General features: G+C 56.1%; 18 protein-coding genes and 1 tRNA gene. 3 read left to right on the top strand and 16 right to left on the bottom strand.

Annotation, left to right across the window (positions count from 1 at the left end):
- Positions 1 to 27: 27 nt before the first annotated feature.
- The 14 genes from A9G06_RS06160 to ruvA form a co-directional block, all read right to left on the bottom strand.
- Positions 28 to 103 (bottom strand) — tRNA-Lys (locus A9G06_RS06160).
- A 174-nt stretch (positions 104 to 277) separates the two neighbouring features.
- Positions 278 to 1,078, bottom strand: a complete 801-nt coding sequence (gene ybgF / locus A9G06_RS06165; RefSeq protein ID WP_069554606.1) for a tol-pal system protein YbgF — start codon at positions 1,076 to 1,078, stop codon at positions 278 to 280.
- Positions 1,079 to 1,236: 158 nt separating this feature from the next.
- Positions 1,237 to 1,761 carry a peptidoglycan-associated lipoprotein Pal gene (gene pal / locus A9G06_RS06170; protein WP_005304908.1) on the bottom strand — a complete coding sequence of 175 codons (525 nt, stop codon included), beginning with the start codon at positions 1,759 to 1,761 and terminating at the stop codon, positions 1,237 to 1,239.
- 49 nt (positions 1,762 to 1,810) lie between these two features.
- On the bottom strand, positions 1,811 to 3,136 hold the full coding sequence (tolB, locus tag A9G06_RS06175; RefSeq protein ID WP_005335728.1) for a Tol-Pal system beta propeller repeat protein TolB: 1,326 nt from the start codon (positions 3,134 to 3,136) through the stop codon (positions 1,811 to 1,813).
- Between the two features lie 95 nt (positions 3,137 to 3,231).
- Positions 3,232 to 4,365 (bottom strand): cell envelope integrity protein TolA, encoded by a 1,134-nt coding sequence (gene tolA / locus A9G06_RS06180; protein WP_013723471.1) that lies wholly within the window; start codon positions 4,363 to 4,365, stop codon positions 3,232 to 3,234.
- 5 nt (positions 4,366 to 4,370) lie between these two features.
- A complete protein-coding gene (gene tolR / locus A9G06_RS06185; RefSeq protein WP_005335733.1) occupies positions 4,371 to 4,817 on the bottom strand; it encodes a protein TolR in 447 nt (148 codons plus the stop codon).
- Positions 4,817 to 5,506, bottom strand: coding sequence for a protein TolQ (gene tolQ / locus A9G06_RS06190; RefSeq protein ID WP_005335735.1), 690 nt, complete (start codon positions 5,504 to 5,506; stop codon positions 4,817 to 4,819). The genes tolR and tolQ overlap by 1 nt, the downstream gene beginning before the upstream one ends.
- On the bottom strand, positions 5,496 to 5,903 hold the full coding sequence (gene ybgC, locus A9G06_RS06195; protein WP_069554607.1) for a tol-pal system-associated acyl-CoA thioesterase: 408 nt from the start codon (positions 5,901 to 5,903) through the stop codon (positions 5,496 to 5,498). The genes tolQ and ybgC overlap by 11 nt, the downstream gene beginning before the upstream one ends.
- A 104-nt stretch (positions 5,904 to 6,007) precedes the next feature.
- Positions 6,008 to 6,319 carry a cyd operon YbgE family protein gene (locus tag A9G06_RS21365; RefSeq protein WP_041202810.1) on the bottom strand — a complete coding sequence of 104 codons (312 nt, stop codon included), beginning with the start codon at positions 6,317 to 6,319 and terminating at the stop codon, positions 6,008 to 6,010.
- Positions 6,306 to 6,422, bottom strand: coding sequence for a cytochrome bd-I oxidase subunit CydX (gene cydX, locus A9G06_RS06205; protein WP_005304933.1), 117 nt, complete (start codon positions 6,420 to 6,422; stop codon positions 6,306 to 6,308). The genes A9G06_RS21365 and cydX overlap by 14 nt, the downstream gene beginning before the upstream one ends.
- A 14-nt stretch (positions 6,423 to 6,436) precedes the next feature.
- Positions 6,437 to 7,573 (bottom strand): cytochrome d ubiquinol oxidase subunit II, encoded by a 1,137-nt coding sequence (cydB, locus tag A9G06_RS06210; protein WP_005335741.1) that lies wholly within the window; start codon positions 7,571 to 7,573, stop codon positions 6,437 to 6,439.
- An 11-nt stretch (positions 7,574 to 7,584) separates the two neighbouring features.
- On the bottom strand, positions 7,585 to 9,141 hold the full coding sequence (locus tag A9G06_RS06215; RefSeq protein WP_005335743.1) for a cytochrome ubiquinol oxidase subunit I: 1,557 nt from the start codon (positions 9,139 to 9,141) through the stop codon (positions 7,585 to 7,587).
- Between the two features lie 935 nt (positions 9,142 to 10,076).
- Positions 10,077 to 11,087 (bottom strand): Holliday junction branch migration DNA helicase RuvB, encoded by a 1,011-nt coding sequence (ruvB, locus tag A9G06_RS06220; RefSeq protein WP_005335744.1) that lies wholly within the window; start codon positions 11,085 to 11,087, stop codon positions 10,077 to 10,079.
- Between the two features lie 8 nt (positions 11,088 to 11,095).
- Positions 11,096 to 11,710, bottom strand: a complete 615-nt coding sequence (ruvA, locus tag A9G06_RS06225; protein ID WP_005335746.1) for a Holliday junction branch migration protein RuvA — start codon at positions 11,708 to 11,710, stop codon at positions 11,096 to 11,098.
- Positions 11,711 to 11,970: 260 nt separating this feature from the next.
- Between ruvA and A9G06_RS06230 the strand changes: the two genes are divergently transcribed.
- Positions 11,971 to 13,980: a methyl-accepting chemotaxis protein gene (locus tag A9G06_RS06230; protein WP_069554609.1), complete on the top strand. Its 2,010-nt coding sequence runs from the start codon at positions 11,971 to 11,973 to the stop codon at positions 13,978 to 13,980.
- An 81-nt stretch (positions 13,981 to 14,061) separates the two neighbouring features.
- Here A9G06_RS06230 and lysE read toward each other — a convergent pair whose 3' ends face one another.
- Together lysE and A9G06_RS06240 are read right to left on the bottom strand one after the other, a co-directional pair.
- Entirely contained in the window at positions 14,062 to 14,670 is a 609-nt protein-coding gene (lysE, locus tag A9G06_RS06235) for an L-lysine exporter (protein ID WP_069554701.1), read from the bottom strand.
- Between the two features lie 195 nt (positions 14,671 to 14,865).
- On the bottom strand, positions 14,866 to 15,642 hold the full coding sequence (locus A9G06_RS06240; protein ID WP_021231752.1) for a LuxR family transcriptional regulator: 777 nt from the start codon (positions 15,640 to 15,642) through the stop codon (positions 14,866 to 14,868).
- Between the two features lie 62 nt (positions 15,643 to 15,704).
- Here A9G06_RS06240 and A9G06_RS21370 point away from each other — a divergent pair, with 62 nt between their 5' ends.
- Both A9G06_RS21370 and A9G06_RS06250 read left to right on the top strand, forming a co-directional pair.
- On the top strand, positions 15,705 to 16,343 hold the full coding sequence (locus A9G06_RS21370; RefSeq protein WP_081042838.1) for an acyl-homoserine-lactone synthase: 639 nt from the start codon (positions 15,705 to 15,707) through the stop codon (positions 16,341 to 16,343).
- 209 nt (positions 16,344 to 16,552) lie between these two features.
- Positions 16,553 to 17,452, top strand: a complete 900-nt coding sequence (locus A9G06_RS06250; protein WP_069554610.1) for a LysR family transcriptional regulator ArgP — start codon at positions 16,553 to 16,555, stop codon at positions 17,450 to 17,452.
- Positions 17,453 to 17,488 lie beyond the last annotated feature (36 nt).

Consider the following 17,488-nt stretch of genomic DNA (forward strand, 5'->3'; position numbering starts at 1 on the left):
AATTCTGTCTCCACCGAGTGGAGTAAATGGTGGGTCGTGCTGGATTCGAACCAGCGACCAATTGATTAAAAGTCAACTGCTCTACCGACTGAGCTAACGACCCTCACCACGACCAGTTCCGACTGCATTACTGCTTCGGCTCTGACGGCGGCCTATATTACGGATTTAAATTTCCGGTGCAACAGAAAATTCGTAATTTAAATCCGTTTGCTCACTGTGCGTACAAATGCAGGCTGTTTTTACAGTAGCGTTACGAAAACAGTGACATACAGCAATGTTAGAGCTTGGCCAGACTCTGTTTGGCCAACTGGGCCGGCGAGGTGTTGGGATAGCCCTTGATCACCTGCTCATAGAAGGATTTGGCTTCCGCCTTCTTGCCATCCAGTTGCGCCAGCATACCCAGCTTCAGCAGCGCATCGGCTCGCTTGGGGGATTTGCTGTATTTGTTGGCCACGGTCGAAAACTGGGCCGAGGCACCGGCTCTGTCACCCTTGTTGAACAGCAACTGGCCGAGCCAGTAGTGTGCATTAGGTACATAGCCCGAATTGGGGTACTGCTTGATGAAGCCCTGGAAAGCCGGAATGGCTTTGTCGTAGTTCTTCTCTTTGAGCACCATATTGACCGCTGCGTCGTAGGCCTGATTCTCATCCTGATTGGTTGAGTAATTGGCGGCAGCAGCCGGTGTGGCAGCAGCAGGGGCCGGGGCGGCTGGAGCAGCTTGCTGGCTGCTGGCAACCTTGTCGAGCTCTTGGTAGAGCTGACGCTGGCGCTCTTGCGACTGTTCCATCTGGTAGGTCTGCTGCTCCAACTGACCACGCAGCTCGGAGACCTCCCCTTGCAGGGAGTCGACCTGTTGCTGCAATTCAGCTTGCAGTCGCAGACGGGCATTGAGGGTGCGCTCCAGCAGGGCAACCCGATCTTCCAGGCTACCGGTGGGCACGATGGCACCGTTGTTGCCGCTAAGGACAACCCCACCACCCGAGTCACCGCCCAGATCGCTGACAGGAGCCGCAGCTTGCGCATTCAGAGCAACCAATAGGGCCAGCGCAACGACAGCTTGCTTGTACACAGATTTCATTCGGATCAAACCTTAGCGTTTAGTACAGATAAAACGGCCAGCGCCATCGTCGCTCGCATATGCAGATTTCATTCGGATCAAACCTTGACGTTTAGTGCAAATAAAACGGCCATCGAAATGGCCGCTTGCATATAAACGAACTTCGTTCGGTTCAAACCTTAGTAAACCAGAACCGCGCGGCGGTTTTTGGCAAAGGCATCCTCGGTGTGGGACATGTCCAGCGGCTTCTCTTCGCCATAGCTGACGATGGAGAGCTGCTCGGCCTGCACACCCAGGGTTTGCAGATACTTGGCAACAGCCTTGGCACGACGCTCGCCCAGGGCGATGTTGTACTCCGGAGTACCGCGCTCATCGGCGTGACCTTCGATCAGGACTTTAACGCTCGGGCGCTCGCGCAGGTAGCTGGCGTGGGCATCCAGCAGATCAGCATACTGACCCTGGATATCGTAACCGTCGAACGGGAAGTAGATCACGTTGTCACGCTGCAGTGCTTCGAACTTCTGACGCATCTGCTCTTCCGGGGACAACATGCCGTTGGCGCCGCCGGTTTGTACACCGCCCATGCCGTCGGTCATACCTGATTCGGCGCCAGCGGCGTCGGAATCAGAAGAAGAACTACAAGCGGCCAGGGTGAACAGTGGCAGTGCGATGGCCAAACCCTTGAGCAGTTTATTGAGTTGCATGCTATTTCCTTAAACCTTTATAACAAAACAAAAAACAATTGGATTTTTATCAATTCAAGAAGGGCGACCAAGCTGGTGCACGAATTTCACCGCTACTGGTCGGAAGCACAGCCTTGAAGCGACCATCAGTCGACACCAACGCAAGACTCTTACGACCCTGATAGATGGTGGCATAAATGATCATGCTGCCATTGGGAGCCACACTTGGCGACTCATCCAGAGCACTCTGGGTAAGGACCAACAGGGCATTGTTTTCCATGTCCTGACGGGCAATACGATACTGTCCCTGAACACGGGTCACCATCACCATGATTTTGCCATCAGGAGTGATGGATGCACCCTGGTTGGATTCACCTTCCCAAGTCATCCGGCGAGTCATACCAGTCGCCAAATTTACGCTATAAATCTGGGGTTTGCCACCACGTTCAGAGGTGAACAACAAATTTTGCCCATCCGGCATCCAGGAGGGTTCGGTGTCGATCACACGGCTGGTTGTAACCCGGGTCAGCTGCTTGCTAGCGACATCAACCACATAGAGGTTCGGTGAACCATCTTTGGAGAGAACGATAGCCAGACGACGACCATCCGGAGACCACTCCGGCGCCCCGTTGATACCGCGGAAACTGGTGATCAGGCTGCGCTGCTGGGTGTAGATATCCTGCACGTAGATTTCGGACTTCTGGTTCTCGAAGCTCACGTAAGCCAGCTTGCTGCCATCCGGCGACCAGGCCGGAGACATCAACGGCTCGCGGGAGCGCAGCAGGGTCTTCTCGTTGTAACCGTCGTAGTCAGAAATACGCAGCTGGTACGGGAACTGGGTACCCTGCTGGACGGAGACGTAAGCCAGACGGGTCAGGAAGGCACCGCGCTCGCCAGTCAGACGCTCATAGACGATGTCGGAGATACGGTGGGCAAACTGGCGCATCTGGGCACCCGGGATGGTCGCCATGCGGCTATCCAGGATGTAACCGTTGCTCTCGCCACCTTGTGCCTTGGCCAGCTGGCCTTTCAGCACATCGACCAGCTCGAAGTTGACCTTGTAGGTGCCGTCACCGACTGCCGAAATGGAACCCACCACCACGGCTTCAACCCCTTGGGAGGCCCAGGGAGCGAAGTTGATCTCGCTGCTGCTGCTCGGGGTTTGCGGCATCTGGCCACGGGCCAGCGGCTTGAACTTGCCGCTGCGCATCAGGTCGTTGGAAACCACTTCCGCGATGTCCTGCGGCAACTGCCCGTTACCTTCCCACTTGAAGGGGGCGACAGCGATGGGGCGTGCGCTATCAATACCGCCGGTGATGACGATGTCCAGGGCCGCCTGGGCACTCTGGCCCAGCAACAAACAGCCAACCAAAGCAAAAAATACTTTTCTGATCATGGCTTAAATACTCGGTTCCAATATAGATGAGAGGTTAAATTCCTTTCTCGGCGAGAGGTTGCCAACCGGAGGCAAGCAACCTCGTTTTATCACGCTTAGATACTCGGTTCTAACTTCAGGTTAAATTCCTTCAACATCTCAAATGCCGCAGGATCCTTGGGCACAGGCAGTTGATTGGCTTTCAGAACAGCCGCCTTACCGGAACGACAGACCGCCGGGTCACCCTGGCCGTTATCTACCGATATGACAAAGCCACTGCTCGCAAGACGTACGCCGATAGTACATGTTTTGCCCCGCATGGTGGGATCCAAAATCATATACCGCTCAACAGTGGCCTTGATGAGCGCCGCATATTTGTCGACTTCGCCCTGGGCTGCTGCCGATGCCGCCTGACTGCGGGCATTGGCCTCAGCCGACAGCTGCTGCTGCATCATCTCTTCCATCTCTTTTTGCAGCTTGGCCTGCTCGGCTGCTTTACGCTTGCGCTCAGCCGCGATCTTGGCCTGCTTTTCGGCTTCTGCCTTGGCTTTCTTCTCTGCGTCAGCTTTTGCCTTTTTCTCAGCCTCTTCCTTGGCCTTCTTCTCGGCCTCGGCTTTGGCTTTTTTCTCTGCTTCTGCCTTGGCTTTCTTCTCGGCTTCAGCTTTGGCCTTCTTGTCAGCTTCCGCTTTCTTGGCCTTGGCTTCTGCCGCCTTTGCCTTCTCTTCGGCCTCTTTCTTCTCTTGTTCCTTTTTCTTCTTCAGCGCCAACGCCTTGCTTTCGGCTTCCGCCGCTTTACGCTCGGCTTCGGCCTTCTTGGCCTTCTGCTCTTCCAGCTTGCGGGCTTCCTCGGCTTTTTGGGCCTTCTCTTCCGCCTGCTTCTGCTCGGCCACCTTCTTCTGCTTTTCGGCTTCGGCCTTGCGAGTCGCCTCTTCGGCCTGCTTGCGCTTGGTCTCGGCGATGCGAAGCTGCTCCTGTTTCTGAGCCAGCTCGCGCTTGGCGAGATCCGTGTCTTCCTTATCCTTCTCTTTCTCTACCTTTTGAGGCTTGGGCTGAGATTTCTGCTGCTGGATCTGCTTGGCCTGCTCGTTGAGGAAGTTCTCATCGAGCATAACAGCATTGACGATCTGCCCCTTCGATTCGGGTCGTTTCGGTTTGCTGAAATCGAGCCCGACAAACAGGATGATGCCGATGATCAGGTGCAGCAGAAACGACGCGATGAGATAACCGGAAATACCACGCTTCACATCCATCTCCGTTAGTTCACCGGATCTGTCATCAGGCCAACCTGAGGCACACCCGCATTCTTGAGGGCCACCATCAACAGGATCACCTCTTCGTAGCGCACGGCCTTGTCACCCGCGACCACCACGGGGGCATTCTGGTTGATCGCCAGATAGCCCATGGCTTTTTCGGTGATGTATTGCTGCATCGCCTCTGGCGTGCCGCTTGGTACCGGCTCATCATCGGCTTCGCCAGCCTTGATGACATACTCGCCTTCGGTATTGACGCTGACGATGAAGGGCGGCTTGGCATCTTCCGGCAACTGCTCGGACTCAGCCTGTGGCAGATCCACCTTGACCCCTTGCGTGATCACCGGCGTGACCGCCATAAAGATGATAAGCAGCACCAGCATGACGTCGATATAGGGAACCACGTTGATCTCGGCCACCTTCTTGCGCCGGATCCGCTGATAGGTTTGCATTACTGATCACCCTGCTGCTGTGCAATTTGACGGTTCAGAATGGTGGTGAACTCGTCCATGAAGTTGGCGTAGGCGTTCTCCAGCCGCTCGACCTTGTTGGAGAAGCGGTTGTAGAAGATAACCGCCGGGATAGCGGCAAACAGACCCATGGCGGTAGCGATCAGCGCTTCCGCGATACCCGGTGCCACCATCTGCAGGGTGGCCTGTTGCACCTGACCCAGGGCGATAAAGGCGTTCATGATCCCCCACACGGTACCGAACAGACCGATATAGGGGCTGATAGAGCCGATGGTCGCCAGCACCGGCAGATTGGATTCCAGATCATCCACCGCGCGGGAGAGGGAGACACGCATGGCGCGGTAGGTACCATCCATCACCGCATCCTGACCACGGGCACCGGCCTTGAGCAAGCGGGCATACTCCTTGAAGCCGGAGTAGAAGATATCTTCCATGCCTTCGATGTCATCGCGGCGGGAAGAGGACTCCTGATAGAGGCGATTGAGATCGACCCCTGACCAGAAGCGATCTTCAAACTGTTCCGATGCGAGATTGGCCGCCTTGATCGCCTTTGAACGCTGGATAATCAGCGCCCACGAGACAATAGACATGCTCATCAGGGTCATCATGACCAGTTTTACCAACAGGCTGGCTTGCCAAAACAGGCCAATAAACGAAATTTCAGCGTGCACTTAACAGCACTCCCTTGATTTTTTCAGGTATAGCTACAGGTTTCATTTTCGGATGACTGACACAGGCTATCTGTACCATGGCCTGGGTGATCAGTCGTCCATCAGCCGCCAGGATCTGCTGCGAAAAGCGCAGGGATGCGCGTTTCACTTCAATCACTTGCGTTAATACATTCAATAGTTCATTAAAACGGGCCGCCGAGCGGAAATCGATCTCAGTTCGGCTCACCACGAAGGCATATCCCTCCTGCAGCCAGACGTCCTGTTCGACCCCTTTGGCACGAAGAAACTCGGTGCGAGCACGCTCCATAAACTTGAGATAATTGGCGTTGTAGACGATGCCCCCGGCGTCGGTGTCTTCGTAGTAGACACGCACCGGAAACTCAAAGACTTCCCCCATAACAATCTGTGATCCATTCGACAGTCAGATGGGGGGCTATCATAGCGCAGGGCTGAATAGGAAAGAAGCAGGGGGAGACAGGGAAATCCTGCCTCCCCCGTTTTTTATGAAAGGAAATATGAATGTGTCAGCCAGAGGCCATACAACAAACTGGGCCAGGCGAGCCAGGGGTTGAACAGCACACGTCCGGGCAGGCTTTTCAGATGAAAGCCAAGTCCGTTAAGTACGCCACAACAGACAGCCCACATCAGCCAGGGAGCAAGCCAGAGACCATGCTCGCTGGTGTTGGCTGCGATCAGATTGGGGGCCTGTAAAATAGCGACGGCCAACAAGGCCGCCGCGAGTAACATCAACCCCTGCCACGGCTGCCGCTCCAGTGGAGCGGCCAGCCTGGCGAGTCGATCACTTGTTTTCATCGATCTGACGATCCATGTTCTCGGTGTGTTCCAGCCACAGCGCATTGATGATGCCAAATGCACAGGCCAGCAACAGCCCCAGGATCCAGGTGAAATACCACATTGTCAGCGCACCTCTTAATAGAGAGATTGTTGGTTATCTTCGATGTGCTTGTTGGTTACCCGGCCAAACATCTTGATGTAAGTCCAGATGGTGTAACCCAGCACAATCGGTACGAAGATCGCTGCAGCCACAGTCATCACCTGCAAGGTGTTGAAAGAGGCGGTAGCATCCCACATGGTCAGGCTCAGTGACGGCTCAAGGCTTGAGGGCATCACGAACGGGAACATGGAGAAACCGGCAGTGAGGATGACCCCGGCAATCGCCAGCGAGGAGCTGGTAAACGCCAGCCAGCCGATGTTCATACGGGCAAACAGCGCAGTCAGCAGGCTCATGGCCAGACCCAGTACAGGGGCAGCCACCATCCACGGATAGAGGGTGTAGTTGTTCATCCAGGCACCAGCCTGCAGGACAACTTCCTTGTTCATCGGGTTGGATACCGCGTCAGTCGCAGCAGCCTTGACGATGACATACCCTTCCATACCGCTTACCCACCAACCTGCGGCAGCAAACAGCACCAGGGTCAGCAGTGAGCAGATCATGGCGGCAGTGCGGGAACGTGCCAGCACTTCACCGTCAGTCTTCATCATCAACCAGGTTGCGCCCTGGGTGAGCAGCATGAACAGGCTCACCAGACCAGCCAGAATGCCGAACGGGTTAAGCAGGCCAAAGAAGTTGCCGTGATAGGTCAACATCATGAACTGGTTAAACTCGAACGGAACGCCTTGCAGCAGGTTGCCAAAGGCCACGCCAAAGACGATAGGCGGCACGGCACTACCGGCGAACAAGGCCCAGTCCCAGTTGCTGCGCCATTTGGCATCAGCACGCAGGGAACGGTACTTGAAACCGACCGGACGCAGGAACAGCGCCATCAAGGTCAGGATCATGGCGATGTAGAAGCCGGAGAAGGTCGCGGCATACACCATCGGCCAAGCGGCGAACAAGGCACCACCGGCAGTGACCAGCCAAACCTGGTTACCTTCCCAGTGCGGCCCCATGGTGTTGAGCATCACGCGGCGCTCGACATCTTTCTTGCCGACGAACGGGAGCAGTGCGCCTACCCCCATGTCGAAGCCGTCAGTGATGGCAAAACCGATCAGCAGTACGCCGACCAGAGCCCACCAGATGACACGCAGAGTTTCGTAATCAAACATGGTCGCTCTCCTTATGCCTTGATCTGTTCAAAGTGATACTTGCCAGTCTTCAGGCTGCTGGGGCCAAGACGGGCATACTTGAACATCAGGTACATCTCGATAACCAGAAGTACGGTATAGAACAGGCAGATACCGATCAGAGAGAACCAGATCTCGGCTGCAGGCAAATTGGATGCAGAGAGGGAAGTCGGCAACACCTCTGCAATGGTCCAGGGTTGGCGACCATATTCAGCCACAAACCAGCCAGCTTCAATAGCGATCCACGGCAGCGGGATACCCCACAGCAGACCCTTGAGCAGCCACTTGCGCTTGCCGATCTGGTGACGGGCACTGTCATAGAAGGCCATACCAATCAGCACCAGCATCAGCATGCCGACGGCAACCATGATGCGGAAGGCGAAGAACAGCGGCAGAACCTGCGGGATGGAGTCATCCACAGCAGCCTTGATCTGCTCGTCGGTAGCATCGGTCACGTTGCTGGTGTAGCGCTTGAGCAGCAGACCGTAGCCCAGATCCTGCTTCACTTCGTCGAAGCGAGCGCGGGTCTCGTCAGACTTGTCACCGGATTGCAGCTTGGTCAGCAGGTCGTAAGCGGTCATACCGTTACGAACGCGCAGTTCGTGCTCGCTCTTCAGATCCTTCAGACCGGTTACCTGACCGTCCAGAGAACGGGTCGCGATAATGCCCAGCGCATAGGGGATCTTGATGGCGTAGTCGGTGCGCATCTCTTCCTGATTCGGAATACCGAACAGAGTAAAGGCGGCCGGAGCAGGTTCAGTCTCCCACTCAGCTTCGATAGCGGCCAGTTTCACCTTCTGCACTTCACCGGTCTCGTAACCGGATTCGTCACCGAGGATCAGCACGGACACGATGGAAGCCATACCGAACGCAGCGGCAATGGCGAAGGAGCGACGGGCAAAGGCCACATCACGATTCTTCAGCAGGTAGTAGGAGGAGATACCCAGCACAAACATGGCGCCACAGGTATAACCAGCCGCCACAGTGTGGACGAACTTGACCTGAGCAACCGGGTTGAGCACCACGTCAGCGAAGCTCATCATCTCCATCCGCATGGATTCGAAGTTGAACTCGGCACCGACCGGGTTCTGCATCCAGCCGTTGGCGACCAGGATCCAGAGGGCGGAGAGGTTGGTACCCAGCGCCATCAACCAGGTGGCAGCCAGGTGCTGATGCTTGCTCAGACGATCCCAACCAAAGAAGAACATACCGACGAAGGTGGACTCCAGGAAGAAGGCCATCAGCCCTTCGATAGCCAGCGGGGCCCCGAAGATATCGCCGACATAATGGGAGTAGTAAGCCCAGTTCGTCCCGAACTGGAACTCCATGGCCAGACCTGTGGTGACCCCCAAGGCAAAGTTGATACCAAACAACTTACCCCAGAATTTGGTCATGTCCCGGTAGATGGTGTTGTTGGTCATCACATAGACGGATTCCATGATCGCCAGGAGAAAGGCCATTCCCAGCGTCAGAGGTACAAACAAAAAGTGATAAAGGGCCGTCGCAGCGAACTGGAACCGCGATAGGTCTACCACATGCTCAGCAATCATGATGTTTCCTCACCGATTATTGGCACGGCTATTTTAAGTTTTAAGCACAAAGCTTCCGTTGGAGGTTATCGAATGAGCCTTATTGTGACGTGTCACAACAAAACGCGTTCAGTAACCACTGGCATTAACAACAAGGCAATACGAGAACACAAATAAAGCTAATGTTTAACAATTCCAAAACAATCAGCCTAAATTTATTCTCGCCCATGATGACCGGGTTTTTATATCACCTTTATTTGATTGAAATCAATGTAAAAGGACCCGCCATACATGGCTTTGAAAGGCATTTTTAATCTATTTCACGATTATTGACGCGAGCCAGATCACAAAACACGATAAAGCGTAAAACATTGATTTAAATCAATTTAAGAATTTAACATCCCGCCACTCGGTTTAATTTGAAAAGCGTGAATGACGCGCCTTTTTCCATGTTATCCGAGTCAGGCAATCTGATTCGAAAACTCAATTTAAAATTGCAAAGAATGCATACTCATGCGAACCAATTTCATCAATAAAGACATTAGATAAACTAATTTGAAGAGTGCAATTTTTCTTGTTTGCCGGGGTCGATTCGAACTCCTACAATGCGCCTCGCAGTGAGGGCATACCCTTGGATACAGGCCGGTTAATCCGGGTTCACGGTACGTATTCGACGATCAATTTGAACCTGTCTATTGGAATCGAAGATGAAAAAGTTTGTTGCTAAAACCATCCGTTACTACAAGCTTTCCTTTGTTCAGCTCTATCAACTGAACCGACTCTGAGAGCTCGCGACGGCTCACCTGTTTATTTTCCGGTCTGTGTCCAGACGCACTCACTGTCTGTGAACATCCATCCTGAATTGTCTTTGCCCACCGCATCCGCCGTGGGCTTTTTTTTTGCCCAGATAATAAAAAACCGCCTTTGACGGCGGTTTCATGTTCAAACGACTGTTTTTACTTCTCATCTGGTCGCTGAAGACCGAAATGAGCGTAGGCTCGTGTGGTCGCAATCCGTCCTCTGGGTGTACGTTGCAGATACCCTTGCTGGATCAGATAAGGCTCCAGCACATCTTCGATAGTATCTTTCTCTTCCCCGATCGCGGCGGCCAGATTATCGAGACCCACCGGGCCCCCCATAAACTTGTCTATCACAGCCAACAATAACTTGCGGTCCATGAAGTCAAAACCTTCGTTATCGACATCCAGCATGTCCATGGCGCGAGCAGCAATGGGGCCGTCGATCCGGCCATCGGATTTCACCTGGGCAAAGTCGCGCACCCGCCTTAACAAACGGTTAGCAATCCGCGGCGTGCCGCGAGAGCGACGGGCGACCTCAATGGCACCATCTTCCGTCATGTCTAGCCCCAGACAACGGGCACTGCGGGAGACGATATCGGTCAGGTCCTTGACGTTGTAGAACTCCAGCCGCTGGACGATACCGAAGCGATCCCGCAGCGGGCTGGTGAGTGAACCAGCCCGGGTGGTGGCGCCAATCAGGGTGAAGGGAGGCAGATCCAGCTTGATGGAGCGAGCCGCGGGTCCCTCCCCGATCATGATGTCGAGCTGGTAATCCTCCATCGCCGGATAGAGCACCTCCTCCACCACCGGGCTGAGGCGATGGATCTCGTCGATGAACAGCACATCGTTCGGTTCGAGGTTGGTGAGCAGCGCCGCCAGATCCCCCGCTTTCTCCAGCACCGGGCCGGAGGTGGTCTTGATATTGACCCCCATCTCGTTGGCGACGATGTTGGCGAGGGTGGTCTTGCCCAGACCCGGCGGACCGAAGATCAGCAGGTGATCGAGCGCTTCGCCCCGCTGACGGGCCGCTTCGATAAAGATCTCCATCTGTTCGCAGACGGTATCCTGACCGGTGTAGTCAGCCAGCTTCTTGGGGCGGATAGCCCGGTCAATAATGTCATCCTCACGGGCGGCACTGGCCGAGATGAGGCGGTCTGCTTCAATCATCAACTACCTCATACCAGGCTACGCAGGGATTCACGGATGATATCTTCCACCGACATCCCCTCTTTGGCGATCTTGCTGACAATCTGACTCGCCTGCTGCGGCTTGTAACCGAGGGCCACCAGCGCACTGGCCGCCTCCTCGGTCACATCCGGTGCCCGCAATTCGGGCTCACTGGCTGGCAGGGTGACCATGGCCGGGGAGAAGAGGTCGTGACTGACCCACCCCTTGAGGCGATCCTTCATCTCCACCACCAGCCGCTCGGCGGTCTTCTTGCCGACTCCCGGCAGTTTGACCAAAGAGCTTATCTCTTCACGTTCGACACTCAGCACAAACTGGGTAGCTGTCATGCCGGAGAGAATAGCCAGCGCCAGCTTGGGGCCGACTCCGTTGGTCTTGATCAGCTCGCGGAACAGCGCACGCTCCTGTTTGTGGTTAAAACCATAGAGCAGCTGGGCATCTTCCCGCACCACGAAGTGAGTATGGATGGTCGCTTCCTTGCCGATCTCCGGCAAATCATAGAAGCAGCTCATCGGCATCTGTACCTCATAGCCAACCCCGCCCACTTCCAGCAGGACCTCTGGGGGCTGCTTTTCAATGACAATGCCTCTCAAGCGACCAATCACGGCTCTCTCCTCACCAATACAACTATTCGTAAATTGGCTCATAGCATAAAGAATAACTGGATAAGTATCCAGCATAGGGCAGCAACCCCCTTGTGATCAGAGAGGCTTTTTATCCAATTTTCCACCATGCTTGATCGGGTGCAGCCAGTGCACGGGATGTTTCAGCGCTGCACCGGCCCCCGAGCGGGGGATAAACCACTACACTAAACCCGTTCGGAACCGAAACTGGTGCCAATGTCGATACCAAGGAAGGCCATCACATGAAAATTGTTACCACCTCCAATCTGGGTCTTGCCATATTGCTCGGCTGTACGCTGGGCATGGGGGTCGTTGGCTGGTATGGCAGCCAGCGGCTAGCCAATCTGCTCTCCTACGTACTGGGCGCCGCCTGGCAGACCGCCGACGGAGCCATGGAGGGCTCCATAGAGCTGGGCAACCAACAGCTACAGATTCAAAAGATGCAAAACGGAACCCCGCTCAATCGCGCCGAACTCGATGCAGCCAAGGCGGCGACCGATGACGCGCTGGCCCGGGTCAGCCAGGGGCAGCTCATTGATGGTGCAGCCCTTGCCACCATGGAACAGCACAAGCAGGACTATCAACAGCAACAAGAGAAGCTGCTGGCGCTCTATCACGCCTATACCGAGGTGGATCAGGCACTGCATCACAACGCCGATCTGATGGCCCGCCTCTCGACCCAGCTGGAGGTGATCGGCGATGGGGCAGTCGAGGCGCTGACCCAATCCCCCGACCAGACCATCAGCTGGAACAGCGGCCTCTCCACCCGTTGGGAAGCGGCCGATGGGGGGATGGAGTCAAACATCGGCTTTTTACGCCAACTCTATGCGCTAGAGAAGATGCGCAGACAAGGAGTCACAGATGCGATCAAGGCCGAGTTGAAAGAGGCGACCGATTTCTACCACGAAGCGATCGACAGCATGCTCGGCACCGGGCTGTTCGATATCGAGGGAACCGGCGAATTTGCCGGCAAGACACTGTCGGCAGAGTATCGCGCCCTGTTGGCCCGGCATCAGCAACTGATGGGACAGTGGGTCGATGCGCTCGGCAGCTATCAGGCCCAGCAGTCCGCCTATGAGGTCAGTGCCGATGAGCTGCGACAACAGCTGGTTGCCATCGAGGAGAGCGGCGATGCCACCGTCGAGGATCAGGTGGCCCAGCTCAACGGCATCATCAGCCAGACCCGAACCCTGCTGCTGGGTGGCCTGCTGCTGAGCCTGATCATGGTCACCCTCTGCGGCTTCTGGCTGACCCGCAAGCTGGTGACCCCGCTGCTGCAAGTGGACAAGCGGATGCAGGATATCGCCGCTGGCGAGGGAGATCTCAACGCCCGCATCAATCTGCAACGGGATGACGAGATAGGCTCGCTGGCCAACAGCGTGGATCGTTTCATCGAGAAATTGCAGAAGATGATCAGCTCCACCATGGACAACAACCAGCACATCAGCGAACACGTTCACACCTCGGTCAACCGGGTGGAGGCAATCAGCCAGAGCAGCCGCCAGACCGCCGAACATGCGCTGGCCCTGCACCACGACAGTGAGCAGATGGTGCAAGTCGCCACCGGTATCTCGGACAACTGCAGCATGGCGGCCCACAATGCCAACGAGGTGCGCCAGCTGACCACCGAGAGCAGCCAGTATGTCGCCTCCGCCAGCGCGGGCATGCAGCGGGTGGTACAGGAGGTGAGCGAGTGTGCCATCGCTATCAACTCCCTCAAGGAGCAGGCGGGTCAGATTGGCCAGATCATCTCCACCATCAGCGGCATCTCGGAACAGACCAACCTGCTGGCCCTCAATGCGGCCATCGAAGCGGCTCGCGCGGGGGAGATGGGGCGTGGCTTTGCGGTGGTCGCGGACGAGGTGCGCACCCTGGCCAATCGCACCGCAACATCGAGCGCCGAAATTAGCCAGGTGATCAGCAGCATCCAGCAGCAGACCGAGACCGCCTACCTGATGATGCAGCGCAACCTCAAGACGGTAGAGTCCGGCATGCAGGACTCCGAGAACACCAAACAAATCCTGTTCAAGGTGGAAGGCGCCATCGATCAGCTGGCCGACATGGTACAGCAGGTGGCCGTGGCTACCGGGCAACTGTCACACACCCTGAGCCACTCCTCTGACAAGGTCTCCGGCATCAGTCTGCAAGCCAGAACCGGCGAACAGGAGGCACAGGAGTGCCTGCAGCTCGCCTCCTCGCTTCATCAAGCCAGCCTGCTGCAACAGCGCCTGCTCTCCCAGTTCAGGGTCTGACCCCTTTCAATAGCAAAGATGCCACTCATATGAGTGGCATCCTTTTGCTACCGGTCGCTCATTCCTGCCGCCTTAAATTCCTCAACGTCCTATGGCCAGTTGAACAGCCAGGCTCAGCATGATGATGCCAACCAGCAGATCGATCCCCTGCTGTACCCGGCTGCGGGCCAGCCAGGGCGCCAGTGCCGCAGCACCCAGTGCCAGTGAGTAGAACCACACCAACGAGGCCAGCATGGCCCCCGCAGCAAAGGCCGGACGCAGGGACTCGCTCACCTGACTGCCAAGGGAGCCGAGCAGCATTAAAGTATCGAGATAGACGTGAGGATTGAGCAGCGTAACACCCAGCGTCATTGCCAGCACGCTTTTGGCACCCATCTGCTGAGCAGACTCGGCAAGCCCCTCCCCTTTACCACGCCAGGCAGTGCGCAGGGAACGGCCACCAAACCAGCCGAGAAACAGCACGCCTCCCCAGGTGAGCAGTGCCATGCCGAGGGGGCTGGTGGCCAGCACATTGGCCCCGCCAAATACGCCGATAGCAATCAGGGTGAGATCGCAGAAACTGCAGAGCGTGGCCGTCAGCAGATGGTGATTGCGATGGATGCCCCGGCTCAGCACAAAGGCATTCTGGGCGCCGATGGGGATGATCATGGCCAGACCGATGGTGAAGCCTTGCAGTGTCGTTGCGAGCATCATGGAGAGCACCGTTCGAAATGATGAATGAGCGGCACTATAGCGATGGCAGTTCCTTCTTAGAAATTCATTGATTTACTTATTGATTCATTTTTCTAATAAACTCGAGTCACTAAAGCCCCATCCGAAACCAACAGTCAATAGCAGGATCTGACAATTGAGTCCCCCTGCTTCTGCCCCGAGAATCAACAGGTTCTATTGCATCAGTTTAGGGAAGTTGGTGACAACAACCTGTTCAAGATTCGGCAGCAAAATGCCACTGCTAATCCCCTTGGCAATGGCTTGATAGCGATTCATTGATCCGGTTTTGCGAGTGACCTGATTGAGGTGGTAATTCACCGTACGCTCGGTGATCCCCAAAATGCAGGCGATCTCCCCCGATGTTTTCCCCTCACTGGCCCAGAACAGGCATTCGGTCTCACGATCCGTCAGCGCGGCTTGTTGATCCGAATCCCTCAGGCGCACAACCCTGATCGCAGCCTCGAAGATGTAATTGGCCATCCAGGAGAGGATTGGCGAGGACTCCAGCAACAGATCGCTAGAAGCCCGCTCGGAGGTGATGAAGGAGAGGATTCCGTTCTCCCCGGCTGCGCCGTGCAGAGGGAAGGAGATGCCATTGCGCAATCCGAACTCGGCGGCCAGTCCCATCACGTCCATGCTTCCCTCTTGCAGAAAGCGAGCCCGCTCATCGAGGCGGTTCCAGTAAATGGGTAGCGTCTGCTTGCGTGCCAACTGAATCACAGGGTCGCACGCCAGCATGTTGTTATCGGTATAGGTCTGTACCCAGGAGATAGGGCACTGATTAAACAGTACCACTTTGGGTCTTTGCATCGACATCGGAATGATCAGGGTAAAGCCGTAATAGTCATAACCCATATCGACCGTAAAGCGACCGATCAATCCGGCAAGACGGTCACCATCCGTCACCGAAGTGAAATGTTCCAGATACTCAAACAGTTGCTCTTGTTTCATATGCTAGCCCCCCTGGCCAAGCTTCTGATTATAACGGCGAACAGGCAGAGAGAGAGTTCATAATGTTGGTTTTCAAAGGAAAATTGAGAGATCACCCACGAAACGCCGTAGAGAACGAACTCTATCAATTTCGAAATCGCGTCTTTTCCGACCGGCTAGGCTGGGACGTCGAGTCTTACCACGGTTTGGAACGCGACCGCTTTGACACGCCAGACACCCATTGGGTACTGGTCGAAGATGAACGAGGAGTCTGCGCCTGTATCCGTCTGCTCAGTTGCGCCAGCGCCTATATGTTGCCCAGCATTTTTCCCACCGCCCTTGCCGGTGAAAACGCGCCCCGCACTCCCGAGATCTGGGAACTCACCCGTCTGGCTATCGATGCGACCCGCGCTCCGTGCATGACCAATGGTGTCAGCGAGCTGACCTGCGTGCTCCTTCGGGAAGCCTATGCGTTTGCTACAGCCAACGGCATCAAAGAGTTTGTTGGTGTAGCCAGCCTGCCCGCAGAACGCATTTTCCGCCGTCTCGGAATCCCTATGGCTCGTCTGGGCCACCGCCAAGCGGTAGATCTCGGTGCAGTGAAAGGTGTCGGCCTGCGCTTTTATCTGGATGAGCGCTTCGCGCAGGCGGTCTCGCAGCCACTTATCGGACACTATCAAACTGCCACCTATCGCTCGCATGAGTTAGCGGCCCAGATATAAAAAATCCCGGGAAAACAGGCCCGGGATAAACGTATCGCTGTATCGCTATGACCCCGCAGGGCTGCCCCCTGCGGTCTCTAGCAGTATGCCTTCCTTACAAGACAGAGCACCACTGTCAGATATCACAGCGCAACGCCCCTTCCACCGCCCATTGTTGTCCCCTGCCGAGTGACGTAGAGTCAGCCCTTGGGCAACGGAAGGGGGAGAAGATGAAAGAGCTGGACTACAAACTGCTGCGGGCGCTGGATGCGGTACTGCAGGAGCAGAACTTCGATCGGGCGGCCAAGTCGCTCCATATCACCCAGTCGGCCATCTCCCAGCGGATCAAGCAGCTGGAGCAACAGTTTGCCGAGCCGCTGCTCATTCGCAGCCAGCCGCTGCAGGCCACGCCACTCGGCCAGAAACTGCTGGCCCACTATCGGCAGGTACACCAGCTCGAGCTCGAACTGGCGGGGGAGCTGACCCCCGACCAGCCGCAGGGGCCAATCCGGATCAGCATCGCCGTCAACGCCGACAGCCTGGCCACATGGTTTTTGCCCGCCATTGCCCCCTTGTTGAAACAGCACCCCATCGAACTCAACCTGCTGGTCGATGACGAGAGCCGCACCCTCGACAAGGTCCGCGAGGGTCAGGCCTTTGGTGCAGTCAGCCTGCATCCCCAGCCGCTGGCGGGTTGCTGCGTCGACGAGCTCGGTGAGATGAACTATCTGCTTACCGCCAGCCCCGCCTTCGTAGCCCGCCACTTCCCTCATGGCCTGACCCGTGAGGCGCTGGCCAAGGCACCGGCGGTGGCGTTCGATCAGCGCGATGACATGCATGTGAGCTTTATGAGGGAACACTTCGGGCTGGAGCCGGGCGGTTATCCCTGCCATACGGTCCACTCGTCAGAGGCCTTCGTCGCCATGGCCGAACAGGGCCTGGCCTACTGTCTCATCCCCGAATTGCAGATAAGAGGCCAGCTGGCAGGCGGGTCACTGCTCAACCTCAGTCCCGACCACGTCCTGGCGGAACGCCTCTACTGGCACCGCTGGGTACTGGAAAAAGGGGTTCACAAGCAGCTCTCCCAACGCCTTATCGACCATGCCAGATCGCAGTTGAAACCACGCTGAGCAGGCCATTCACCTTGGCTTTGCAGGGCTAAAAAC

It is taken from the genome of Aeromonas sp. DNP9, assembly GCF_001728955.1.
In the GTDB taxonomy this organism is placed as follows: domain Bacteria; phylum Pseudomonadota; class Gammaproteobacteria; order Enterobacterales; family Aeromonadaceae; genus Aeromonas; species Aeromonas veronii.